The sequence below is a fragment of the Sphingomonas oligophenolica genome, assembly GCF_006438955.1.
GTDB classification, from domain to species: domain Bacteria; phylum Pseudomonadota; class Alphaproteobacteria; order Sphingomonadales; family Sphingomonadaceae; genus Sphingomonas; species Sphingomonas oligophenolica_A.
The window spans coordinates 1-21,676 of sequence record NZ_RCZK01000014.1 but is presented as its reverse complement, the minus strand read 5'-3'; the positions used below and the strand labels follow the sequence as shown (position 1 = coordinate 21,676).

Sequence of the window (21,676 nt, the reverse complement as noted above, 5' to 3'; positions counted from 1 at the left end):
TTCCTGAGCGTTTGCGGGTCGCGGGATAACGCCGATTGGTCTAGGGGATGCTCCGTGTCAATACGCCGTCTCCCCGAACATCTGGTCAACCGTATCGCGGCGGGTGAAGTGGTGGAAAGACCCGCCAGCGCGTTGAAGGAACTCGTCGAAAATTCGATCGATGCGGGCGCCACGCGAATTGCGGTGGGGCTGGGCGAAGGCGGGCTGGCGCGGATCGAGGTCGCCGACGATGGTGGCGGGATGACGCGCGCCGACATGGCGCTGGCGCTCGAGCGCCACGCGACCTCGAAACTGCCAGACGAGGCGATCGAATCGGTGTCGACGTTGGGGTTCCGCGGCGAGGCGCTGCCCTCGATCGCGAGCGTTGCGCGGCTGACGATCGAAAGCCGCGTCGCGGGTGCGGAGGGCTGGGCGCGGACGGTCGATAACGGCGAGGTCGTCCGCGACGCGCCCGCGGCGCTGCCGCCGGGGACGCGGATCGTCGTCGAGCAATTGTTCGCGCGGGTGCCCGCGCGGCGCAAGTTCCTCCGCTCGGCGCGCGCAGAATATGGCGCGTGTCTCGATGCGGTCCGCCGCCTCGCGATGGCGCGCCCCGATATCGGGTTCAGCGTCGAGCATGACGGACGCCGGGCGCTCCAAGTCGCCGGGGGGCAGGACCGCCCGACGCGGGTCGCCGCGCTCACCGATCGCGCGTTCGCCGACAACGCGGTGCCGATCGATTTCGACCGCGCCATCGATTCGGGGGCATATGTCCTCGGCGGGGTCGCAAGCGTCCCCACCTATAATCGCGGGATCGCGGACCACCAGTATCTGGTCGTCAACGGCAGGCCGGTGAAGGACCGGCTGCTGATGGGCGCGATCCGCGGGGCCTATGCCGAAATGCTGCCGCGCGACCGCCACGCGGTGGTCGCGCTGTTTCTCGACGTGCCGATGGGCGAGGTGGATATCAACGTGCATCCCGCCAAGACCGAGGTGCGGTTCCGCGATCCGCAACTGGTCCGCGGGCTGATCGTGTCGGGGTTGCGCCGCGCGCTCGACGAGGCGGGACTGCGCGTGGTCCGGCATGCACCGGTCGATCTGGCCCAGCGATGGACCAGCGAGCCGATCCCCGCCGACAGCGCGATGCGGTACGAGCCGTCTCCGCACCAGGGCACCGCGGTAATGGATCGGCGCCCGACCTTCTTTTCCCCTCCACCGCAAGCGCGCGCGGAACCTGCCTGGACGCCGCCCGCGCCGCAGGCGGACCACCCGCTCGGCGTCGCGCGCGGGCAGGTTGCCAAGACCTATATCGTCGCCGAGACCGAGGACGGGCTGATCCTGGTCGACCAGCATGCCGCGCACGAACGCCTCGTCCTCGAACGGATGCGCGCGGCGCTGGTCGGCGGGCGGGTTGCGGCGCAGGCGCTGTTGATCCCCGAAGTGGTCGAACTCGACGAGCCCGCGTGCGACCGGCTTGAGGCTCGAGGCGCCGAACTCGCCGAATTCGGGCTGGAGATCGAACGCTTCGGCGCGCGCGCGGTGCTGGTCCGCGCGACCCCGGCACTGCTCGGCCAGGCCGATCCGACCGGGCTGGTCACCGATCTCGCCGACGAACTCGCCGCCTATAACGAGGCGCTGTCGCTCAAGGAGCGGCTCGATGCGGTCGCGGGAACGATGGCGTGCCACGGATCGGTTCGCGCGGGGCGGGTGCTGTCGGTCGCGGAAATGAACGCGCTGCTCCGCGAGATGGAGGTCACCCCGCATTCGGGGCAGTGCAATCATGGTCGCCCGACGTGGATCAAGCTGGCGCATGGCGATATCGAGAAGCTGTTCGGGCGGCGGTGAGCCGCGCGGAAGTTTACGAAAGGTCACGCCGCGACGTATCTATTGGCACTCTTCGGGCGGCGATGACGGGTGGAAAGGTCACGAAAGGTCACGCCACGGCGGATTATCGGCGTCACTCCCGCTTGCGACGTTGACGAAGTTTACACGGAATCGCCGTTTTGCCGTGGCGTCCACTTCGAATGAGCGGGCGGGCGGCGACATTCGCCACGCGACGATCCATCGACGATGTCAAACAGTCAGCCGCGACGATATAGGATGGGCGGGCTGTAGGACAGCGATCGATGATCCGATCCGCGGACGCGAGCCCGACGTGGGGGAGTGCGAAGAGCGACGAGACGCGGTTGAGGATCGATCTGGCCACGGTGATCGGGTTCGGGCTGCTGCTGATGCCGTTGTCGACGATGTGGCACGAGATCGGGGGGCATGCGGCGACGTGTGTCGCGCTCGGCGGGCGGGTGACCGAGCTGGGCGCGTTCTATGTCGAGTGCATGACACTTGGGCGCGGCGGCAATATCGCGGTCGCGTTGGCGGGAGCGACGATGGATGCGATCGGCGCGGCGGTGGCATTCCAGCTGTGGCGGCGGATGCGTGGCGATCTGGCGCGGCTGGCGTGGTGGTATGTCTGGCTGAGCCACGCGATGACCGCGGCGGGGTATCTGTGTTTTCGGGGGCGATCGGGATTGGCGACCTGGGGCCGGGCAGGGACGGCGGGATCGGGCCGCTGCCGATGCCGCTGGCGTGGCGCGCAGGCGAATTCATCGTCGGGGTGGCGATTTATATCTGGGTGGTGCGCAAGGGCATCGCGACACTGACCGAGATGATCGGCGGCGGCGCGGCGACGCAAGGTGCGCGGCGGCGGATCGCGCACGGCTATTATCTGGCGGTGGGCGCGGCGGCGGCGTTCGTCGGGCTGTTCAACCCGGTCGGTATCGTAATCATGTTGACATCGGCAATCGCGTCGTCGTTCGGGGGGCTGGCGGGGATGATCTCGATCGGCTTTGCGGTGCCGGAGACGGGAACGCCGCGCGGCTTCGTGATTGGGCGGCTGTGGGGCGTGATCGCGGCCGGGCTGATCGTGACCGGCGTGTTTGCGGCGGTGCTGGGACCAACGCTGCGATGGTGATTGGACAGCAATTTACCCGGCGTTAACTTTTTAGTTCATCGGCCCGCGACCTTTGCCGATCGTGCGCATTCTAGTCGGCAACTCACCGCTGAACAGAGAATGGCCATGAAGCAGATATTCCCCCTCATCTTTGCGCTTATCCCGCTCGCGGCGGTGATCGGGGCGTGCATCACCTGCCCGTGAAGACGGTCGTCATATACTGACGAGAAAAAGGCCGCCCGGATCGCTCCGGACGGCCTTTTTTCTATGTGGCTAGCCGCAACGCCTTACGCGTCGCGCTGCTCGGCTGCATCGACCGCGGCCTCGGCGCGGTCTTCGCGGGTGTTTTCCGCGTCGAGGATCGTGCCGGGTTCGGCGTTGGCGTCGTAGCTTTCGACGAAGCCGCTTTCATCACGGCTTTCCTCGAACATCGCCGCCATGACGTCGACGCCCTCGGCCTGCATCTCGGCCTCTTCGGGCGAGCGCGCGACGTTGACCTTGACGTTGACCGAGACCTCGGGGTGAAGCGAGACCTTCACGTCGTACAACCCGATCGCCTTGATCGGCTTGTTGAGCACGATTGCGGATTTGCCGACCTTGTGACCATCGGCGACGAGCGCCTCGATCAGGTCACGCACCGCGACCGAGCCGTACAGCTGACCGGCGTTCGATGCCTGGCGGATGAGCGTGATGCTGGCATCCTTGAAGCTGCCCGCTTCCTTTTCGGCTTCGGCGCGCTTGGTCGCGTTGTCCGATTCGATCCGCGCGCGGTTCGATTCAAACACCTTGCGGTTGGCTTCGTTCGAGCGAAGCGCCTTTTTGTTCGGCAGCAGGAAGTTGCGGGCGTAACCGTCCTTGACCTTCACCACGTCGCCGATGGCGCCGAGCTTCTCGACGCGTTCCAGCAGAATGACGTCCATTATTCGGACTCCTTACTTAACGACGTAGGGCAGCAGGCCCAGATGACGCGCACGCTTGATCGCCTGGGCGAGTTCGCGCTGCTTCTTCGCGCTCACCGAGGTGATGCGCGAGGGGACGATCTTGCCGCGTTCGGACACGAAGCCCTGAAGCAACCGGACATCCTTATAGTCGATCCGGGGGGCATCCTTGGCCGAGAACGGGCAAGACTTGCGGCGGCGGAAAAACGGACGAGCCATTAGTTGTTGTCTCCATCATCGCGGTCGCGGCGCGGCGCGCGATCGGGGCGGTCGCCACGATCGCCGCGCGGGCCACCGTCACGGCTGCCGCCTTCACGGTCGCTGCGGCGTTCGCGGTCGCGTTCCTGCTTGCGCATCATCACGGTCGGGCCGTCTTCCAGCTCATCGACCTTGACGGTCATGTAGCGGATCACGTCCTCGTTGATCTGGGTCTGGCGTTCGAGCTCGGCGACGACCGTGCCCGGTGCGTCGATTTCGAGCATGACGTAATGCGCCTTGCGATTCTTGGCGATCTTGTACGCGAGGCTGCGCAGTCCCCAGGTTTCGGTCTTGACGACCTTGCCGTGGTTGTCCTCGATGATCTTGGTCGCGGCTTCCGCCAGCGCGTCCACCTGCGCCTGTGCCAGATCCTGGCGCGCAAGGAACGTGTGCTCGTAAAGAGCCATGCCTTGTCCTTCATTGGCCGATCGCTGACATGGCCCCATGCCATGCCCCTCCGGCTGTCGTCTCGTATCAATAGCGTAAGGGGCGGAAAGCTCGCGCCTTCCGCCCCTGCTGCAGGATCTTCTACCGGAATTCCGGTGAAATGCAATCCTTACCGGATCGCGCCACCGATCACCGCGGCGATGAGGCCGCTGGTAATGCCGACCAGAACCGCGTCGTTGCCCGAGCGGACATAATGGTAGCCGCGCGGCGGAGCGCGAAGCCCACGATAGCGGTGATAGTCGATCACATGGTAATTCTGCGCGTAGCGACGGTCGAACCGCTCACCCTTGCGCCAGTTGCGATACTGGTTGTTCAGCACCTGGGGCTGACGATATGGGGACTGGCGCTGGACGGTGCGGGTGGTGACGACCTTGCGACCGTTGTTCTTGTACTTCACCGTCGTGGTCTGGCGGTGCTGCGGCGCGGCGTCAGCAGCCGACACGGCGAGCGGGCTCAGGACCATCGTCGCGGCGACCGCGCTCATGATGAACTTCTTCACTGTCTTAACTCCCAAAATCCGGCGCCACGCTGCGGCGTCGAGACCAGATCTAGGGCCTGGTTGTCGCGCGCGATTGTCGCGAAACCGGGTAATTGGTCGCGGTGTGTCGCAACGTCGCACGGTTCGTTCAGGTTGCATCGGGGGAGCGAGGTTTCTACGCCCGCCAGCAACATAGGAGAGAAACATGCGTGCCTTCATCTTCCCCGGCCAGGGGAGCCAGTCGGTTGGGATGGGCACCGCGCTCGCCGCCGCGACGCCGCTCGCGCGCGAGGTGTTCGACGAGGTCGACGACGCGCTGGGGCAGGCGCTGTATCGGATCATGGCGGACGGCCCCGCCGAGGCGCTGACGCTGACCGAGAATGCACAGCCCGCGATCATGGCGAACGCGATCGCGACGCTCAGGGTATTCGAGAAGGAAGGCGGGGTGCGGCTCGCCGACGCCTGCGATTACGTCGCGGGGCACAGCCTGGGTGAATATAGCGCGCTGTGTGCGGCAGGCGCGTTCGACCTCGCCACCACCGCGCGGCTGCTGAAACTGCGCGGGCGCGCGATGCAGGCGGCAGTGCCGGTGGGTGAGGGCGCGATGGCGGCACTGCTTGGCACCGACCTCGCCACTGCGGAGGTCATCGCGGGAGCGGCGCGCGATTCGATCCTGGCGGAGGGTGGCGAAGAGCTCGTCTGCACGGTCGCGAACGACAATGATCCCTCGCAGGTCGTCATCTCGGGGCATCGCGCCGCGATCGAGCGCGCGATCGCGCTCGCCAAGGATCTGGGCGCGAAGCGCGCGGTGCTGCTGCCGGTATCGGCGCCGTTCCACTGTTCGCTGATGCAGGATGCCGCCGATGCGATGGAGAACGCGCTGCTCGATGCCGATATCGCCGCGCCGCTGGTGCCGCTCTATTGCAATGTCGATGCGGCCCCGATCGCCAACCCCGGCGCGATCCGCGTCGCGCTGGTCGCCCAGGTGACGGGCATGGTGCGGTGGCGCGAATCGGTCGCGGCGATGGCGGCGGCGGGGGTGACGCAGTTCGTCGAATTCGGCGGCAAGGTGCTCGGCCCGATGGTCAAGCGCATCGCGCCCGAGGTCGAGGTGACGAGCGTAGTGTCGATGGACGATATCGAGGCGTTGCTCGCGAGATTGTAGTTTTCGCGCGAAGCCGCGAAACAGAAGGGATTTTCGCGCAGAGGCGCAGAGAACGCAGAGGAGTTGCGATGCGGGATATCGATGCGATCAGTGGCGACGTATTGGACGTGGCGCTGCGGTTGCATCGGGATTTGGGGCCGGGGTTGCTGGAAAGCGTCTACGAGACGGTGTTGGCGGCGCGGCTTTTGGCAATGGGCTATGTGGTGGAGCGGCAGCGTTCGATCGCGATCGAATTCGAAGGCATATCGATCGACCATGCTTTCAAGATCGACCTACTGGTCGATCGGCGTTTGGTCGTGGAGATCAAATCGGTCGAGCGCCTTTTGCCTGTTCACGCCAAGCAAGTGCTGACGTACCTTCGATTATCAAAACAGCCTGTCGGGCTGCTCATCAATTTCGGCGGCGAAACGCTTAGGGAAGGCGTGCGACGGCTCGTCAATAACCATCGCCCCTCTGCGTCCTCTGCGCCTCTGCGCGAAATCAATTCCAACGGAGAATAGCATGTTCGACCTCACAGGCATGACCGCGCTCGTTACCGGGGCGTCGGGGGGGATCGGGTCCGCGATTGCGGCGGCGTTGGCGGGGCAGGGGGCTCGGCTGGCGGTGTCGGGGTCGAATGCGGAGAAACTCGGCGCGTTTCGGGATAGCCTGGGGGGCGAGCATGTCGCGGTGCCGTGCGATCTGTCGGATGCCGCGGCGGTCGACGCGCTGGTGCCGCAGGCGGTCGCGGCGCTGGGCGGACGGCTCGATATCCTGGTCAACAATGCCGGGGTGACGCGCGACAATCTGGCGATGCGGATGAAGGATGAGGAGTGGGACACCGTCATCCGCGTCAATCTGGAGGCGGCGTTCCGGCTGATGCGCGCGGCCGCCAAGCCGATGATGAAGGCACGCTATGGGCGGATGATCTCGATCACCTCGGTGGTCGGGCAGACCGGCAATCCGGGGCAGGTCAATTATGCCGCGTCGAAGGCGGGGCTGGTCGGGATGTCGAAGGCGTTGGCGCAGGAACTGGCGAGCCGCAACGTGACCGTCAATTGCGTCGCGCCGGGGTTCATCCGCTCGGCGATGACCGACGGGCTGCCCGAGGCGCAGAAGGCGGCGCTGCTGACGAAGATTCCCGCGGGTGACCTTGGCAGCGGCGAGGATATCGGCGCGGCGGTGGTGTATCTGGCGAGCCGCGAGGCGGGGTATGTCACCGGGCAGACGATCCACGTCAACGGCGGGATGGCAATGATCTGACGCGCAACGAACTGGCCCGCTGCCCTTGCGCGGGCGGCGACCCCGTTCTACGTGCGTTCAGGAACCACCAACCCCCCACCTTAGAGAGGGAAACATCATGAGCGAGACCGCAGACCGCGTGAAGAAGATCGTCGTCGAGCATCTCGGCGTCGAAGCCGACAAGGTCACCGAGGACGCGAGCTTCATCGACGATCTGGGTGCCGACAGCCTCGACATCGTCGAGCTCGTCATGGCGTTCGAAGAAGAATTCGGCGTCGAGATTCCCGACGATGCCGCCGAGAAGATCACGACCGTCAAGGACGCGATCACCTATATCGACGAGCATAAGGCCTGAGCCTTTTGCCCGTAACCCATCGCGGGTGCGGATTTGAACGGCTCCCCGTCCCCGGGCTAAGCGGGCGGGGAGCCGTTTTGGTGTGAAGACAAGTTGGAGAAGGCCATGCGGCGCGTCGTCGTAACCGGATTGGGGCTCGTGACGCCGCTCGGCGCGGACGTCGAGACCGCGTGGGCGAACATCCTGGCGAGCAAATCGGGCGCAGGCCCGATCACGCGCTTCGACGCGAGCGACCAGAAGTGCCGGATCGCGTGCGAGGTGAAGCCCAAGGACCACGAATACGGCTTCGACCCCGACAAGCGCGTCGACCACAAGGTGCAGCGCCAGGTCGATCCGTTCATCATCTATGGCATCGACGCCGCGGGTCAGGCGATCGAGGACGCGGGCCTCGAGCATATGAGCGACGAACTCAAGCTGCGCGCCGGGGTCTCGATCGGATCGGGGATCGGCGGCCTGCCGGGGATCGAGATCGAATCGATCAACCTGCATGAGCGCGGCCCCGGCCGGGTCAGCCCGCATTTCGTCCACGGCCGACTGATCAACCTGATCAGCGGTCAGGTATCGATCAAATACGGCCTGATGGGCCCCAATCATGCGGTCGTCACCGCGTGTTCGACCGGTGCGCATTCGATCGGCGATGCCGCGCGGATGATCAAGGACGACGATGCCGACGTGATGCTGGCGGGCGGTGCGGAGGGCACGATCAACCCGCTCGGCGTGGCCGGTTTCGCGCAGGCGCGCGCGCTCAACATGAGCATGAACGATCGCCCGACCGAGGCGAGCCGCCCCTATGACAAGGATCGCGACGGCTTCGTGATGGGCGAGGGCGCCGGCGTCGTCGTGCTCGAGGAATATGAGCACGCCAAGGCGCGCGGCGCGAAAATCTATGCCGAGGTCGTCGGCTACGGCCTGTCGGGCGATGCCTATCACGTCACCGCGCCACATCCCGAGGGCAAGGGTGCCGAACTCGCGATGCGGATGGCGCTGCGCAAGGCGGGGATGGAGCCGTCGGACATCGATTACATCAACGCGCACGGTACCTCGACGATGGCCGACACGATCGAACTGGCGGCGGCGAAGCGCGTGTTCGGCGACGACCTGTCGGGCGCGTCGATGTCGAGTACCAAATCGGCGATCGGGCATCTGCTCGGCGGCGCGGGCGCGGTCGAGAGCATCTTTTGCATCCTGGCGATCCGCGACCAGATCGTGCCGCCGACGCTCAATCTCGACAATCCCGACGAGGGGACCGAGGGGGTCGACCTGGTGCCGCACGTCGCCAAGAAGCGCGAGGTGAAGGCGGTGCTCAACAACAGCTTCGGGTTCGGCGGCACCAACGCGTCGCTGGTGATGAAGGCGGTCTGACGACCCAAACTTCCGTTCGCGCTGAGCCTGTCGAAGCGCGTTGGACGACCTTTGTGATCGTGCCCTTCGACAGGCTCAGGGCGAACGGAAGGGTTGCTGGATGCGTAAGGCGGGTTGTCTGGTTCTGCTGATCGGCCTTGCGGCGATCGCGGTGCTGTTCGGCGTCGTTCAGAGTTGGGGCGGCAGCGGCCCTGCGCCCCGGACACTGACGGTGCAGATCAAGGACGGCACGACGCTCGGCGGCGCGGCGAAGCAGCTTGCGGCGGCGGGCGCTGTCCCGTCCGCGACGCGCTTCCGTATCTATGCGCGGCTGTTCGGGTCTGGCGAGCCGATCAAGACCGGCGAATATCGCCTGCCCGCGCACATCAGCCAGTCCGACATCCTCAAGCTGCTCCAGGGCGGCAAGACGCTCCAGCGGCTCGTCGTGGTGCCCGAAGGCTATCCGTCGGTGATGGTCCACGATGCGCTGATGAAGGCCGACGGACTGACCGGATCGGTCGCGGTGCCCGTCGAAGGATCGATCCTGCCCGACAGCTATGCCTTCCAGCGCGGCGATACGCGCGCGTCGGTGGTGGCACGGATGCAGCAGGCGATGCGCGGGTATCTCGCCGCCGCCTGGGCAAAGCGCAAGCCGGGGATCGCGGTGTCGACCCCCGAACAGGCAATCATCCTCGCCTCGATCGTCGAGAAGGAAACCGGCAAGCCGTCCGAGCGGCGGACGGTCGCCGCGGTCTATGGCAACCGGCTGAAGCGCGGGATGCCATTGCAGGCCGATCCGACGGTAATCTATCCGATCACCAAGGGGAGGCCGCTCGGGCGCCGTATCTTGCGGTCGGAATTGCAGGCGAAGAACGGCTACAACACCTATGCGAGCCCCGGCCTGCCGGTCGGTCCGATCGCCAATCCGGGGCGCGCGAGCATCGATGCGGTGCTCGACCCGGGATCGTCGCAGGCGCTGTATTTCGTCGCGGATGGGACGGGCGGGCACGTGTTCGCGGACACGCTGGCGCAGCATAATGCGAATGTGCAGAAATGGTATGCGATTAGAAAAGCGCGGGGGGAGATGTAGGCGACTTAATCCTCCCCGTTAACGGGGAGGGGAACCAGCCGGAGGCTGGTGGAGGGGGCGGGCCAACAGCGCGGCGATTGTGGAACTCCCCCTCCACCACGCTCTGCGAGCGCGGTCCCCCTCCCCGTGCCGGGGAGGAATTTCAATCCCGCAACGCGCTCGCGGCCCGCGCCTTCGCTTCGATTTCGGCCATCGTGCCGCCGGTGACCCAGCTGCCGCCGACGCACAACACGGGGTCGAATGCGAGCCAGCCGGGCGCGCTCGCGGCGGTGATCCCGCCGGTGGGGCAGAAGCGGCACTGGTAGAAGGGCGCGGCGAGCGCTTTCAGCGCGGGCAGGCCGCCGCTGGTTTCGGCGGGAAAGAACTTGAAATGCGTCAGCCCCAGGTCGAGCCCGCGCATGATGTCGCCCGCGGTCGCGACACCGGGCAAGAACGGTACCCCGCTCGCGACGATCCGCTCGCCGAGCCGCTGCGACAGCCCGGGAGAGACGATGAATTCGGCGCCCGCCGCCATCACCTGGTCGAACTGGTCGGGCGTCACCACCGTACCCGCGCCGACGATCGCGCCCTCGACCTGTTTCATCGCCCGGATCGCATCGAGCGCGGCGGGGGTGCGCATCGTCACCTCGAGCACGCGCAAGCCACCTGCGACCAGCGCCTCGGCGAGCGGGCGGGCGGTGGCGGCATCATCGATGACGAGGACGGGAATTACCGCGCTGGTCTGCATGATGGTGGCGATATCGGTCATGAGCAATGTTCCTGGGCGAAAGCGGCGGCGGCGCCGAACAGGCCGGGTTGGGGGTGGGTGATGAGCTTGACCGGGATTCCCCCCATCATCGACTGAAACCGGCCCTTGGCGATGAACCGCTGGTCGAACCCCGAGCGGATCAGGCGGTCCTTGATCCGTAAGCCCAGCCCGCCCGCGATCACGACCCCCGTCGCGCCGTGCGCCAGCGCGAGATCGCCCGCGACCGCGCCGAGCGACAGGCAGAAGCGATCGAGCGCGGCGAGCGCGATCGAATCGGTGCCTTCGAGCGCCTCGGTCCAGATCGCCCGGTCGTCGCGGCTCGGGACCGCGCGGCCCTCCAACTCGGCGAGCGTCTCGTAGATTGCGACGATCGCAGGCCCCGCGACGACGCGCTCGGTCGAGACGCGCGTGAATTTGGCGCGGAGGCGCTTGAGCAACGCGTCCTCGATGGCGTCGAGCGGCGCGAAATCGACATGGCCGCCCTCGGTCGAAAGGACGTGATAGCGCGTGGGCGTGCGGAAGACCTGCGCGACGCCGAGGCCCGTGCCGGGGCCGCAGACGGTGGTGATGCCGAGCGCGGGCAAGGGCGTGTCGGGGCCGCACAGATGATCGAAATCGGTTTCGGGCAATTGCGCCACCGCATGGCCGACCGCGCCGAAATCGTTGATGATCGTGTAGGTGTCGGCGCCAAGCCGCTCGGGAATGAGCGAGGGGCGGATGATCCACGGGTTGTTGGTAAGGCGAATGACGTCGCCGGTGATCGGCGAGGCGACCGAAATCGCTGCGGCCTTGGGGAGCGGCTGGCCATGGGTCGCCTCGAACGCCTGCCATGCGGTCTGCAGGCTGGCGTGTTCGGCGGTCTGTTGCGTGACCGGATCGCCGAGCGAGACGACGCGACCGTTCTCGACCTCGGCGATCGCGAAGCGGGCGTGGGTGCCACCAATGTCGACTGCTACTACTTCCATCGTCATTCCTCTTGGCTTGTCCTCACCCTTCCGGCGCGTTCCGCGCCTCCCTCCCTCTCCCGACGGGAGAGGGAAGGGGCCCGCCAGCGTCAGCTGGTGGGAAGGGTGAGGACAGTCCGTCCTATAACCCCGCGCCCGCCAGCACCGCCGACGCGCCTTTTTCGGCCTCGTCAGTCGCGCTGCGGAACAGACCGAACAATTCACGCCCCATGCCAGTTGCGGGCGGCGGCGCGGTGGCGAACTGGCGGTTCGCCCACTCGTCCACCTCCACCAGCGCTTCGAGCGTGCCCGCCACCGCATCGACCCGGATCAGATCGCCATCGCGAATCCGCCCGATCGCGCCGCCCACCCCTTCACTGGTTGGCAGCGCTTCGGGCGAGCAGTGGATCGCGCACGGCACCTTGCCGCTCGCCCCTGACATGCGCCCGTCGGTGACCAGCGCGACCCGGTACCCGCGGTTCTGGAGCACGCCGAGCGGCGGGGTCAGTTTGTGAAGTTCTGGCATGCCGTTGGCGCGCGGCCCCTGGAAGCGGACGACGACGACGACATCGCGGTCGAGTTCGCCGCGCCGGAACGCCTCGATCACGTCGAGCTGGTCCTGGAAGACGCGCGCGGGTGCTTCGATGACCCAGCGGTCGCGTTCCACCGCGGAGACCTTGATGCAGGCGCGGCCGATATTGCCGCTGAGAATCCTCATCCCGCCGTCGGGAGAAAACGGCGCGGTCGTTGGCTTCAGAATCGTGTCGTCGCCGCTGTCGCCGACCGACTGCCAGGCGAGCGCGTCGTTCTCGATCACGGGCTTGCGCGCATAGGCATTCAGGTCGTCACCACCGATCGTGCGGATATCGCCGTGGAGATGCCCGCTCGCGATCAGTTCGCGGATGACATAGGGCATGCCGCCCGCCGCCTCGAACGCGTTCACGTCGGCACTGCCGTTGGGATAGACCCGTGCGATCAGCGGCACCGCGCGGCTCAGGCGGTCGAAATCATCCCAGTCAATAACAATGCCGGCTGCGCGCGCGATCGCGGGGACGTGGAGCAAATGGTTGGTCGACCCCCCGGTCGCGAGCAGCCCGACCGCGGCGTTGACGATCGCGCGTTCGTCGACGCAGTGGCCGAGCGGGCGGTAATCGTCACCGCGCCAGCCGAGCCCCGCGACCCGATGCACCGCGGCGCGGGTCAGTTCCTGACGCAGCTTGGTGCCCGGATTGACGAAGGCGCTGCCGGGCATGTGGAGCCCCATCACCTCCATCATCATCTGGTTGGTGTTGGCGGTGCCGTAGAAGGTGCAGGTGCCCTTGCCGTGATACGCGCCGATCTCCGCCTCGAGCAATTCCTCGCGATCCGCCTTGCCGATCGCGGCGCGTTCGCGGACCGCGGCCTTTTCCTTGTTGGAGAGGCCGGTCGGCATCGGTCCGCCGGGGATCAGCACCATCGGCAGATGTCCGAAGCGCAGCGCGCCCATCAACAGGCCGGGGACGATCTTGTCGCAGATGCCGAGCAGCGCCGCGCCCTCGAACGTGCCGTGGCTGAGCGCGATCACGGTGCTGAGCGCGATCGTGTCGCGGCTGAACAGCGACAGCTCCATCCCCGGATAGCCCTGCGTCACGCCGTCGCACATCGCGGGGACACCACCCGCGACCTGCGCGGTGGCGCCGACCTCGCGCGCCCAGACTTTCATGAGTTCGGGGTAGCGGTAATAGACCGCGTGGGCGGACAGCATGTCGTTGTACGCGGTGACGATACCGATGTTCATGCCACCGTCGGCCTTCATCGCGTCGCGGTCTTCGGCGGTGCCGGCATAGGCGTGGGCGAGGTTGGCGCAGCCGAGCGACGGGCGCCCGATCCAGGTGTCGCGCTCGCGCTCGATCAACGCGAGGTACCCGGCGCGGCTGGCGCGCGAGCGGGTGATGATCCGGTCGGTGACCGCGGATATTTCGGGGTTCATGGCCTACTCCGTCTTGTGCTCCCGCGAAGGCGGGAGCCCAGTCTGGGTCCCCGCCTTCGCGGGGACACAAAACTCACCCCGCCCAGTGAATATCCACCGGCAATTCCACATCCGCCAGCACCCGGCCGATCGGCAGCGGCGACCCTGCGCCCTCGGCGATCGCCTGTTCGAGCACCTTCCTCTTCGCATCGCCGGTGATCGCGATCATCAGTGCGCGCGCGGTGACGATTCCCTGGCGGCTGAGCGACACGCGCGCGACGGGGGCTTCGGGGGGCAGCGGATCGGGCATGACGCCGAGCGCGCGGCGTTCCTTGGGGCCGTTGAGCGCCTCGTCAAAATCGGGGCCGGGGAAGATCGAGGCGGTATGCCCGTCGCCGCCCATCCCGAGCACGCACAAATCGAGCGGCCAGTGGAGATCCTGCATCAGCGCATCTGCCGACCGTCCCGCGGCCTTGTAGTCGTCGTTCGCGCCCGGCACGATCGGCATCACCCGCGCGCCCTTGGGCAGGAAGATCTTGGCGAGCGCGGTGACGTTCGACAGGTCGTCGCCCAATGGCACGATGCGTTCGTCGGTCGGGACGATCGTCACCTTCTTCCAGTCCAGCTTGGCCTGGCTGAGCTTCTGATAGGCGGGCAGGGGGGTCTTGCCCCCCGCCAGCGCGACCACCGCGGAGCCGCGCGCGTCGAGCGCGCTTTCGATGACGAACTGGATGTCGCCCGCGACGGCGGCGGCGAATTCGTCCGCGTCGTCATATTCCCACCATTCGATCTCGGTCATGTCATTCTTTCGATTATGGAATTCAGTCGTCCATCCACGTCACGCCATCGCGTTCGGTCAGCGCGATCGCGGCGCTCGGGCCCCAGGTGCCCGCGGGATAGTGTTTCGGCTTGGTCGCGTTGGCGGCCCAGCCCGCGCGGATCGCGTCGATCCACCGCCATTGCGCCTCGACCTCATCGCGGCGGACGAACAAGGTCTGGTCGCCCTCGATCAGGTCGAGCAGCAGCCGTTCATACGCGATCCGCCGCCGCGTTCCCGCATATTCGGCGTCGAGGCTGAGTTTCAAGGGGAGTTCGCGCAGCTTGACGCCCTCGCGGTCGAGCCCCGGCTGTTTCGACATCACGAGCAGCTCGATATATTCCTCGGGCTGGAGGCGGATGACGAGGGTGTTGGGCTGGAGCAGCCCGCCACGCCCCGAAAACATTGAATGCGGGACGGGCTTGAACTGGATCGCGATCTCGCTGCGACGGACGGGAAGGCGCTTGCCGGTGCGCAGGTAGAAGGGGACGCCCTGCCAGCGCCAATTGTCGACATGCGCCTTGATCGCGACGAAGGTTTCAACGTTCGAATCATAGCCCAGTTCGCCGTCATAGCCCTTGACGACCTCGCCCTTCACCGCGCCTTCGACATATTGGCCGGTGACGGTGTTGGCGGGCACTTCCTCGGGCGCCATGTGGCGCAGCGCGCGGAAAATCTTCGATTTCTCGTCGCGGATTTCGGTGGGATCGTAGTTGGCGGGGGGTTCCATCGCGATCAACGCCAGCAACTGGAGCATGTGGTTGGCGACCATGTCGCGCAGCGCGCCCGCAGTCTCGTAATAGCCCGCGCGATCCTCGAGCCCGACGGTCTCGGCGATCGTGATCTGGACGTTGTCGATCCCCTGCGCGTTCCAGATCGGTTCGAAGAAGGTGTTGCCGAAGCGCAGCGCGAGGATGTTCTGGACCGTCTCCTTGCCGAGATAATGGTCGATCCGGAAGATCCGGTCCTCGCTGAACGCCGCGGCGACGGTGTCGTTGATCTCGATCGACGAGGCGAGGTCGTAGCCCAGCGGTTTTTCGAGCCCGATCCGCACGGTGGGACCGGCGAGCCCGACCTTTTCGAGGCCCTTGACCGCGGGTTCGAACAGCGAGGGTGCGGTGGACAGAAAGATCGCGAGCCCGCCCGAGACGTCGCCGATTTTTTCCGCGAGCGCGGGGAAAGTCTTCTGGTCGGACAGGTCGCACGGCTGGAAGAACAGGCGTTCGAGGAACGCGTCGATCCCCTTCTTGTCCTTCAATTCCTTGGGAAGGAATTCATCAAGCGCCTTGCGCGCGAATTCGCGATATTCCTTGTCGGCGAAGTCGGACCGTGCCGATCCGGTGATCGTCAGCCCGTCGGGGAGCAGCCCGTCGGTGTGGAGCCCGAACAGCGAGGGCAGCAGCATCCGCTGCGCGAGATCGCCCGTCGCGCCGAAGAGAAGAACCTTGCCGACCGGTGTGCGCTCCATCGCGAACTCCTTTAGAGGACGAGGCCGGTGAGCGGATCGGCCCCGGCCATGATATTGAGGTTCTGGACCGCGGCGCCGCTGGCGCCCTTGCCCAGATTGTCGAGCGTCGCGACGAGGCGGGCCTGGTCGCCAGCCTCGTTCGTGAAAACGTAGAGGTCGAGCCGGTCGGTCGGCGCGGCGTCGACCGCGATCAGCAGCTCGTCGGGCCGGTCACGGTGGACGGAGACGACCGCGCAGCCGGCGAACGCGACCTCGATCGCGCCCAGGATAGCCTGCGGCGACGGCTTGCCGGGCATCGCGCCGAGCGGCAGCGGCACCTCGACGATCATGCCGCGAAACGCGCGCGCGACCATCGGCGCGAAGACGGGAGGATGCGCGAGCCCGGCGTGGCGCTGCATCTCGGGCACGTGCTTGTGCGCGAGCGAAAAGCCGTAATCCCGAAAGCCGAGGGTGGCATCGCGCTCGACCCGCTCGATCAGCGCCTTGCCGCCCCCCGAATAGCCCGACACCGCATTGACGGTGAGCGGCCATGCCGCAGGAATCAGCCCGGCGCGCACCAGTGGCGCGACCAGCGCGAGGAAGCCGGTGGGGTAGCAGCCAGGGTTCGACACGCGCAGCGCGCCTGCAACGTCATGCCCGAGTTCGGGAAAGCCGTAGGTCCAGCCGTCCGCGACCCGGTGCGCGCTGGACGCGTCGATGACGCGGGTGTGCGGGTTGTCGATCAGTGCGACCGCCTCGACCGCGGCATCGTCGGGGAGGCAGAGGATAGCGATATCGGCATCGTTCAACGCGTCACGCCGCGCCGCGCTATCCTTGCGGCGGGCCTCGTCGAGCGTGATCAGCGTCAGATCTGCGCGCCCGACAAGCCGATCGCGAATTTCGAGGCCGGTAGTGCCGACCGCACCGTCGATGAAGACCGAAACGGTCACGCCGCCGCCGACGCGACCTGATCGAGCGCGGTGCGTTCGACATAGCCGACCAGCCCGCGTTCGGGTGCGATTCCCCATGCGTTGGCGCCGGCGAGTTCAAGCACCTCGAACTGTTCGGCAATCGTCAGTTCGGCGAGAATCTCGCCGCCGACCCGTTGGGCGCGGAGCGGTGCGACGCGGTTGGCGACACACACCATCGGTGCGGCATAATGCGGAGCGAAGACATATTCAGCGAGGCGGACGTCGGCAAGATCGCCGCGCACCGCGTGCGTCGTCGGATTGAGGACGACCGATGGCCCCGTCAACGCGAACGCCTTACGCGAAGGCCTGCTGCCGACCGGGAGCGCCGGATTCGCCGATGAAATGCCCGAACTCTTCAAGGAAATCTGCCCCTTCGGTGGTGCGCGCGACGAAAATGTTGCGCTTGTCGCTATCGTCGCGCTGGCGGCGCAGATAGCCGAGGCCACCCAGCCTGTTCAAGGCGCGCGTCACGACGGGCTTTGAGACGTTGAGCGCGCGGGCAAGACCACGGACGGTGTGCGGGCCGGGGCGAAGGTAGACCAAGAGCAGCAACGCCATCTGGCGATTGGTGAGATCTGGCTCCCCCGAACGGACATAGTCAACCAAGGCCGTCATCCAGGTCGATAGCGATGCCAGGGCGTTGGACACGATAGGGGTTTTCCGATTTATGACGTCGAAGGGGGTGTCGTTACGCAGTCATAACGCACGCAAATGCGGCTTGTTTCCGTGGTTGCCGCGCGAATTTTCGCATTTTCGACACGAGCCGCCCGATGCGCGCTGCGGTTGATCGCTTTCGGGGCCTCGCCTATGTGCGCGGCTTCGCGCCGGTGTCGGCGTGTGCAATCGGGATTTCTGTTCGCATGTTCACCTTCCTCCTTGCCATCCATGCCATCATCGCCGCGGCGCTGGTGACGGTGATCCTGATGCAGCGATCGGAAGGTGGCGGGCTCGGGATGGGCGGCAGCCCGTCGGGGCTGATGTCGGCGCGCGGCGCAGCGGATTTCCTGACCCGTGCCACCGCGACGCTCGCGGCGCTGTTCGTCGGCATGTCGATCGTCCTCGCCTTCTACGCGGCGAGTCGGAAATCGCAGACCATTGATACCTCGCTGGTGCGCAGCGCGCCCGCGCCGCGGCAGGACGCGGTGCCCAACGCGCCCGCCGACGCCGCGCCGTTCCAGGGCGCTGCGGCGGCCGCTGCGGCCGGCAATGGCGCCGCGCCCGCAGACGGTTCGTCGGTTCCGCTGCAACGCTGATCGTTTATATTCGGCGAGAAATCGCGCGGGTCATCGCCCGCGCGCCCTTGCCGCTTGCCCCCCTCACACGCTAGGCGGTTCTTCCCATGGCACGGTTCATTTTCATAACCGGCGGCGTGGTCTCGTCGCTGGGCAAAGGCCTGATGGCGGCCTCGCTCGCCGCGCTCCTGCAGGCGCGCGGCTACCGGGTCCGGATCAGGAAGTTCGATCCCTATCTCAACGTCGATCCGGGCACGATGAGCCCGTATCAGCACGGCGAGGTGTACGTCACCGACGATGGCGCGGAGACCGACCTCGACCTTGGCCATTACGAACGCTTCACCGGGGTAGCGAGTCGCCAGTCGGACAACATCACGTCGGGGCGCATCTATCAGCAGATCATCACCCGCGAGCGCCGCGGTGACTATCTGGGCGCGACCGTCCAGGTGATCCCGCACGTCACCGACGCGATCAAGACGTTCGCGCGCGCCGAGACCGATGACCTCGATTTCGTGCTGTGCGAGATCGGCGGGACGGTCGGCGACATCGAATCGCTCCCCTTCATCGAGGCGATTCGCCAGCTGCGGAACGAGGAGGGCCGCGGCAACGCGATCAGCATCCACGTCACGCTGGTCCCCTATATCGCTGCGGCGGGAGAGCTGAAGACCAAGCCGACGCAGCATTCGGTCCGCGAACTTGCCGCGCTGGGGGTCCAACCCGACGTGCTGGTATGCCGGTGCGAACATCCGTTGCCTGCATCCGAGCGCGCGAAGATCGCGCTGTTCTGCAACGTCCCCGAAAGCGCTGTCATCCCCGCGCTCGACGCCAAGAGCATCTATGCAGTGCCGCTGCAATATCACGGCGAGGGGCTGGATTCGGAAGTGCTGCGCGCGTTCGGGATCACGCCGTCGTCGTCGCCCGACCTGTCGCGCTGGGCCGAGATCGTCGATCGGCTGACGAACCCCGAAGGCGAGGTGACGGTCGGCGTCGTCGGCAAATATGTCGGGCTGCAGGACGCGTACAAGTCGCTTAACGAGGCGCTGGTTCATGGCGGGATCGCCAACAAGGTGAAGGTCAACGTCCGCTGGATCGACGCCGAACTGTTCGAGCAGGACGACAGCGACATCGCCGCGCACCTCGAACCGTGCGACGCGATCCTGGTCCCCGGCGCGTTCGGCGAGCGCGGCGCGGAGGGCAAGATCAAGTCGGTCAAGTTCGCGCGGACCCGCGACATTCCCTATTTCGGGATTTGCTTCGGGATGCAGATGGCGTGCGTCGAGGGCGCGCGCGATCTCGCCGGAATCGCCGCCGCCAGCTCGACCGAATTCGGCCCGACCGACGAACCCGTCGTGGGCATGATCACCGAATGGATGGGCAAGGACGGGCTCGAACAGCGCGAGGCCGAGGGCGATCTGGGCGGAACGATGCGGCTCGGTGCCTATGACGCGACGCTGGCCGGCAACAGCGTCGTCGCGTCGATCTATGGCGGCACGCATATCTCCGAACGTCATCGCCACCGCTACGAGGTCAACACCGGGTACAAGGACGCGCTCGAGCGCGGCGGACTGGTGTTCAGCGGGATGAGCCCCGACGGGATGCTGCCCGAGATTGTCGAGCGCCCCGATCATCCGTGGTTCGTCGGTGTCCAGTTCCACCCCGAACTCAAGAGCAAGCCGTTCGATCCGCATCCGCTGTTCGCGAGCTTCATCGAGGCCGCGGTGAAGCAGAGTCGGTTGGTCTAACGCGGCGCGCCGGGGCGATCGGCGATCCGGATCACGCCGCCAGGCGCTTGCGCCCGATCGGCTCGACCGGGTGAAGATCCAATGCGCGGACCGCGTCGGCTTCCTCACCGAGGCTTTTGCGGGTTTCGGTCATGATTGCCAGCGCCGACAGGCGAAAGCCGTGCCAGTTCGCGGCGACCGCGGCGGTATCCCAGGCGCGATAATGCGCGATATATTTCTCGCCGAGCATGATGCAGCCGATCTTCAGTTCCTGCACCGCGCGCCGATGCGGCGAGCCGCTCGCGATGTGCGGATCATAGAGTCGCGCGTGTTTGTAGATCTGACATTCCTGCATCGCGCCGACGATCTCCTGGCGCATCGCGGGCAATCGATCGCGCGCGTGGTCGAGCGACCCGCTCAGCAGCGGTCGCACGCCGTTAAACAGCGCGAGAATACGGGTCTGTTGCCTGATGAATTCGTCGAGTGGCCGTTCGGTCATGATCGCTCTCCAGCCGTCACCCTGCCGGACATCGGTAAAACCTTCGCTAATCATCGGCGGCCGCCCCGCTACATCTTTTCCTTGAAACCTGCGCTGATCAGCCACCAGTTGACGGGATAGGCGGTCGCGAAGCCGGCGAGCATCGCGAGTTGCATCAGGAACCAGAATTCGGGGGTGTCGACTGCCGCGGTGCCGCCGTAAGCCTGGCTGAACCAGACGAACTGCCCGATCGCCATCATCCCGTACATGCCGACCTGCCAGCTGGTGATCGACAGCGTATCGGCCTTGATCGCCGCCCAGATGCCTTCGCCGACCGACAGGTCGCGCATCGGCACGATCGTGAAATACTGGAAGACAATCCCGATCAGAAAGGCGAGCAGGTAATCGGGGATCCAGACCGCGATGATCTTGTCGTGAAATATCGATTGCCAGCCAAACCATATCGCGATTCCCGGAACCGCGAAGACCAGCCATTCGACGATCAAGTCGCCGAGCGCGCAGCCTGCGCCGCAGTGCGAGGCACCCTTGGCGACCGCGATGGGCATCGGCGGATCGTCGGGCATTTCGCCCGCGTTACGCCCGAAACTGTAGTAGAAACCGAGCCAGACCACGCTGCCGAACAGCGCGGTGAGCGGCCAGACCAGATTCATGATCCACATCTTTTGCGGATGGCGCCACTCGTCCAAGGCGATGACGATCGCGCAGGTCACGCCGACCATGAGCGACGCGACCGCGAGCAGGTGTAGCCAGTCGGGAACGAGGGGCATTCGGTCTCCTTTCTCGTTGGCGAACGCAACGGCTGCGGATTTCGATCCGCTGGCTCGATCGCCTGTCAGAGGTGGCTCGGGAAATCTGAACAGCGGGGATAAGTGGATTGCCGATCTGACCGCGGCCATGTTGGCCGCCCCAGGAGGCAAGATGAGCAAGCGACCCCGCCGGAATCACAGCCCGGCGTTTAAGGCCAAGGTAGCTCTGGCTGCCGTGAAGGGTGAGAAGACGCTGGCCGAGTTGGCGCAGCAGTATGACGTGCATCCAAACCTCATCAACCAGTGGCGATCCCGGCTGCTGGAGGGCGCGGCGGACGTATTCGGATCGGAGCCGGCCGCGAGCGAACCGGCGATCGACGTGAC

General features: G+C 66.2%; 26 protein-coding genes. 12 read left to right on the top strand and 14 right to left on the bottom strand.

The window, feature by feature from the left end; translation table 11 throughout:
• Positions 1–54: 54 nt before the first annotated feature.
• The 3 genes from mutL to EAH84_RS13560 all read left to right on the top strand — a co-directional run bounded on the left by mutL (position 55) and on the right by EAH84_RS13560 (position 2,947).
• On the top strand, positions 55–1,824 hold the full coding sequence (gene mutL / locus EAH84_RS13570; protein ID WP_140872546.1) for a DNA mismatch repair endonuclease MutL: 1,770 nt from the start codon (positions 55–57) through the stop codon (positions 1,822–1,824).
• Between the two features lie 281 nt (positions 1,825–2,105).
• On the top strand, positions 2,106–2,636 hold the full coding sequence (locus tag EAH84_RS13565; RefSeq protein ID WP_140872545.1) for a hypothetical protein: 531 nt from the start codon (positions 2,106–2,108) through the stop codon (positions 2,634–2,636).
• Positions 2,612–2,947, top strand: coding sequence for a hypothetical protein (locus EAH84_RS13560; RefSeq protein WP_161978399.1), 336 nt, complete (start codon positions 2,612–2,614; stop codon positions 2,945–2,947). Before EAH84_RS13565 ends, EAH84_RS13560 begins: the two co-directional genes overlap by 25 nt.
• A gap of 266 nt (positions 2,948–3,213) precedes the next feature.
• Here the strand turns inward: EAH84_RS13560 and rplI are convergent, their stop codons facing one another.
• The 4 genes from rplI to EAH84_RS13535 all read right to left on the bottom strand — a co-directional run bounded on the left by rplI (position 3,214) and on the right by EAH84_RS13535 (position 5,068).
• Complete coding sequence (gene rplI / locus EAH84_RS13550) at positions 3,214–3,846, bottom strand: 50S ribosomal protein L9 (protein ID WP_140872542.1); 633 nt, start codon at positions 3,844–3,846, stop codon at positions 3,214–3,216.
• 12 nt (positions 3,847–3,858) lie between these two features.
• Positions 3,859–4,083 (bottom strand): 30S ribosomal protein S18, encoded by a 225-nt coding sequence (gene rpsR / locus EAH84_RS13545; RefSeq protein WP_007403456.1) that lies wholly within the window; start codon positions 4,081–4,083, stop codon positions 3,859–3,861.
• Complete coding sequence (gene rpsF, locus EAH84_RS13540) at positions 4,083–4,529, bottom strand: 30S ribosomal protein S6 (RefSeq protein ID WP_140872541.1); 447 nt, start codon at positions 4,527–4,529, stop codon at positions 4,083–4,085. Before rpsF ends, rpsR begins: the two co-directional genes overlap by 1 nt.
• Positions 4,530–4,678: 149 nt before the next feature.
• On the bottom strand, positions 4,679–5,068 hold the full coding sequence (locus tag EAH84_RS13535) for an RcnB family protein (RefSeq protein ID WP_241656608.1): 390 nt from the start codon (positions 5,066–5,068) through the stop codon (positions 4,679–4,681).
• Between the two features lie 184 nt (positions 5,069–5,252).
• On the opposite strand from EAH84_RS13535, the gene fabD reads away from it, so the two are divergent.
• The 6 genes from fabD (at position 5,253) to mltG (ending at position 10,219) form a co-directional block, all read left to right on the top strand.
• Complete coding sequence (gene fabD, locus EAH84_RS13530) at positions 5,253–6,212, top strand: ACP S-malonyltransferase (protein WP_140872540.1); 960 nt, start codon at positions 5,253–5,255, stop codon at positions 6,210–6,212.
• 68 nt (positions 6,213–6,280) lie between these two features.
• Positions 6,281–6,712, top strand: a complete 432-nt coding sequence (locus EAH84_RS13525; RefSeq protein WP_140872539.1) for a GxxExxY protein — start codon at positions 6,281–6,283, stop codon at positions 6,710–6,712.
• 1 nt (position 6,713) lies between these two features.
• A complete protein-coding gene (gene fabG / locus EAH84_RS13520; protein WP_140872538.1) occupies positions 6,714–7,454 on the top strand; it encodes a 3-oxoacyl-[acyl-carrier-protein] reductase in 741 nt (246 codons plus the stop codon).
• 97 nt (positions 7,455–7,551) lie between these two features.
• A complete protein-coding gene (locus EAH84_RS13515) occupies positions 7,552–7,788 on the top strand; it encodes an acyl carrier protein (protein ID WP_017979028.1) in 237 nt (78 codons plus the stop codon).
• A 105-nt stretch (positions 7,789–7,893) separates the two neighbouring features.
• Positions 7,894–9,150, top strand: a complete 1,257-nt coding sequence (gene fabF / locus EAH84_RS13510; protein WP_140872537.1) for a beta-ketoacyl-ACP synthase II — start codon at positions 7,894–7,896, stop codon at positions 9,148–9,150.
• Between the two features lie 100 nt (positions 9,151–9,250).
• Positions 9,251–10,219: an endolytic transglycosylase MltG gene (gene mltG / locus EAH84_RS13505; protein WP_140872536.1), complete on the top strand. Its 969-nt coding sequence runs from the start codon at positions 9,251–9,253 to the stop codon at positions 10,217–10,219.
• Positions 10,220–10,361: 142 nt separating this feature from the next.
• Here mltG and eda read toward each other — a convergent pair whose 3' ends face one another.
• From eda to EAH84_RS13465, 8 genes are all read right to left on the bottom strand, one after another.
• Positions 10,362–10,967 carry a bifunctional 4-hydroxy-2-oxoglutarate aldolase/2-dehydro-3-deoxy-phosphogluconate aldolase gene (gene eda / locus EAH84_RS13500; protein WP_140872535.1) on the bottom strand — a complete coding sequence of 202 codons (606 nt, stop codon included), beginning with the start codon at positions 10,965–10,967 and terminating at the stop codon, positions 10,362–10,364.
• On the bottom strand, positions 10,964–11,932 hold the full coding sequence (gene glk, locus EAH84_RS13495) for a glucokinase (protein ID WP_140872534.1): 969 nt from the start codon (positions 11,930–11,932) through the stop codon (positions 10,964–10,966). Before glk ends, eda begins: the two co-directional genes overlap by 4 nt.
• A 121-nt stretch (positions 11,933–12,053) precedes the next feature.
• Positions 12,054–13,880 carry a phosphogluconate dehydratase gene (edd, locus tag EAH84_RS13490; protein WP_140872533.1) on the bottom strand — a complete coding sequence of 609 codons (1,827 nt, stop codon included), beginning with the start codon at positions 13,878–13,880 and terminating at the stop codon, positions 12,054–12,056.
• A 73-nt stretch (positions 13,881–13,953) separates the two neighbouring features.
• Positions 13,954–14,658, bottom strand: a complete 705-nt coding sequence (gene pgl, locus EAH84_RS13485; protein WP_140872532.1) for a 6-phosphogluconolactonase — start codon at positions 14,656–14,658, stop codon at positions 13,954–13,956.
• Between the two features lie 22 nt (positions 14,659–14,680).
• Positions 14,681–16,144 carry a glucose-6-phosphate dehydrogenase gene (zwf, locus tag EAH84_RS13480; RefSeq protein WP_140872531.1) on the bottom strand — a complete coding sequence of 488 codons (1,464 nt, stop codon included), beginning with the start codon at positions 16,142–16,144 and terminating at the stop codon, positions 14,681–14,683.
• An 11-nt stretch (positions 16,145–16,155) separates the two neighbouring features.
• Complete coding sequence (gene argC, locus EAH84_RS13475; RefSeq protein WP_140872530.1) at positions 16,156–17,073, bottom strand: N-acetyl-gamma-glutamyl-phosphate reductase; 918 nt, start codon at positions 17,071–17,073, stop codon at positions 16,156–16,158.
• Positions 17,070–17,378, bottom strand: a complete 309-nt coding sequence (locus EAH84_RS13470) for an SH3 domain-containing protein (protein ID WP_241656607.1) — start codon at positions 17,376–17,378, stop codon at positions 17,070–17,072. Before EAH84_RS13470 ends, argC begins: the two co-directional genes overlap by 4 nt.
• Before the next feature lie 10 nt (positions 17,379–17,388).
• Positions 17,389–17,709, bottom strand: coding sequence for a MarR family transcriptional regulator (locus EAH84_RS13465; protein WP_140872592.1), 321 nt, complete (start codon positions 17,707–17,709; stop codon positions 17,389–17,391).
• A 245-nt stretch (positions 17,710–17,954) separates the two neighbouring features.
• Here EAH84_RS13465 and secG point away from each other — a divergent pair, with 245 nt between their 5' ends.
• Entirely contained in the window at positions 17,955–18,347 is a 393-nt protein-coding gene (secG, locus tag EAH84_RS13460) for a preprotein translocase subunit SecG (RefSeq protein ID WP_140872591.1), read from the top strand.
• Positions 18,348–18,433: 86 nt separating this feature from the next.
• Positions 18,434–20,068, top strand: a complete 1,635-nt coding sequence (locus EAH84_RS13455) for a CTP synthase (RefSeq protein ID WP_140872529.1) — start codon at positions 18,434–18,436, stop codon at positions 20,066–20,068.
• 31 nt (positions 20,069–20,099) lie between these two features.
• Here the strand turns inward: EAH84_RS13455 and EAH84_RS13450 are convergent, their stop codons facing one another.
• Entirely contained in the window at positions 20,100–20,546 is a 447-nt protein-coding gene (locus EAH84_RS13450) for a hypothetical protein (RefSeq protein WP_140872528.1), read from the bottom strand.
• A gap of 68 nt (positions 20,547–20,614) precedes the next feature.
• Entirely contained in the window at positions 20,615–21,313 is a 699-nt protein-coding gene (locus tag EAH84_RS13445; protein WP_140872527.1) for a DUF4396 domain-containing protein, read from the bottom strand.
• Positions 21,314–21,464: 151 nt separating this feature from the next.
• Between EAH84_RS13445 and EAH84_RS13440 the strand changes: the two genes are divergently transcribed.
• Positions 21,465–21,676, top strand: a 212-nt coding sequence (locus EAH84_RS13440; protein WP_140869304.1) for a transposase, incomplete at its 3' end; no start/stop codon positions are given.

Bases quoted from the DNA above. Each gene is read 5' to 3' on its own strand.
- EAH84_RS13565 (WP_140872545.1), top strand. From the start codon at position 2,106: ATGATCCGATCCGCGGACGCGAGCCCGACGTGGGGGAGTGCGAAGAGC.
- rplI (WP_140872542.1), bottom strand. From the start codon at position 3,846: ATGGACGTCATTCTGCTGGAACGCGTCGAGAAGCTCGGCGCCATCGGC.
- rpsR (WP_007403456.1), bottom strand. From the start codon at position 4,083: ATGGCTCGTCCGTTTTTCCGCCGCCGCAAGTCTTGCCCGTTCTCGGCC.
- rpsF (WP_140872541.1), bottom strand. From the start codon at position 4,529: ATGGCTCTTTACGAGCACACGTTCCTTGCGCGCCAGGATCTGGCACAG.
- fabD (WP_140872540.1), top strand. From the start codon at position 5,253: ATGCGTGCCTTCATCTTCCCCGGCCAGGGGAGCCAGTCGGTTGGGATG.
- EAH84_RS13525 (WP_140872539.1), top strand. From the start codon at position 6,281: ATGCGGGATATCGATGCGATCAGTGGCGACGTATTGGACGTGGCGCTG.
- fabG (WP_140872538.1), top strand. From the start codon at position 6,714: ATGTTCGACCTCACAGGCATGACCGCGCTCGTTACCGGGGCGTCGGGG.
- EAH84_RS13515 (WP_017979028.1), top strand. From the start codon at position 7,552: ATGAGCGAGACCGCAGACCGCGTGAAGAAGATCGTCGTCGAGCATCTC.
- fabF (WP_140872537.1), top strand. From the start codon at position 7,894: ATGCGGCGCGTCGTCGTAACCGGATTGGGGCTCGTGACGCCGCTCGGC.
- mltG (WP_140872536.1), top strand. From the start codon at position 9,251: ATGCGTAAGGCGGGTTGTCTGGTTCTGCTGATCGGCCTTGCGGCGATC.
- eda (WP_140872535.1), bottom strand. From the start codon at position 10,967: ATGACCGATATCGCCACCATCATGCAGACCAGCGCGGTAATTCCCGTC.
- glk (WP_140872534.1), bottom strand. From the start codon at position 11,932: ATGGAAGTAGTAGCAGTCGACATTGGTGGCACCCACGCCCGCTTCGCG.
- edd (WP_140872533.1), bottom strand. From the start codon at position 13,880: ATGAACCCCGAAATATCCGCGGTCACCGACCGGATCATCACCCGCTCG.
- pgl (WP_140872532.1), bottom strand. From the start codon at position 14,658: ATGACCGAGATCGAATGGTGGGAATATGACGACGCGGACGAATTCGCC.
- zwf (WP_140872531.1), bottom strand. From the start codon at position 16,144: ATGGAGCGCACACCGGTCGGCAAGGTTCTTCTCTTCGGCGCGACGGGC.
- EAH84_RS13465 (WP_140872592.1), bottom strand. From the start codon at position 17,709: ATGACGGCCTTGGTTGACTATGTCCGTTCGGGGGAGCCAGATCTCACC.
- secG (WP_140872591.1), top strand. From the start codon at position 17,955: ATGTTCACCTTCCTCCTTGCCATCCATGCCATCATCGCCGCGGCGCTG.
- EAH84_RS13455 (WP_140872529.1), top strand. From the start codon at position 18,434: ATGGCACGGTTCATTTTCATAACCGGCGGCGTGGTCTCGTCGCTGGGC.
- EAH84_RS13450 (WP_140872528.1), bottom strand. From the start codon at position 20,546: ATGACCGAACGGCCACTCGACGAATTCATCAGGCAACAGACCCGTATT.
- EAH84_RS13445 (WP_140872527.1), bottom strand. From the start codon at position 21,313: ATGCCCCTCGTTCCCGACTGGCTACACCTGCTCGCGGTCGCGTCGCTC.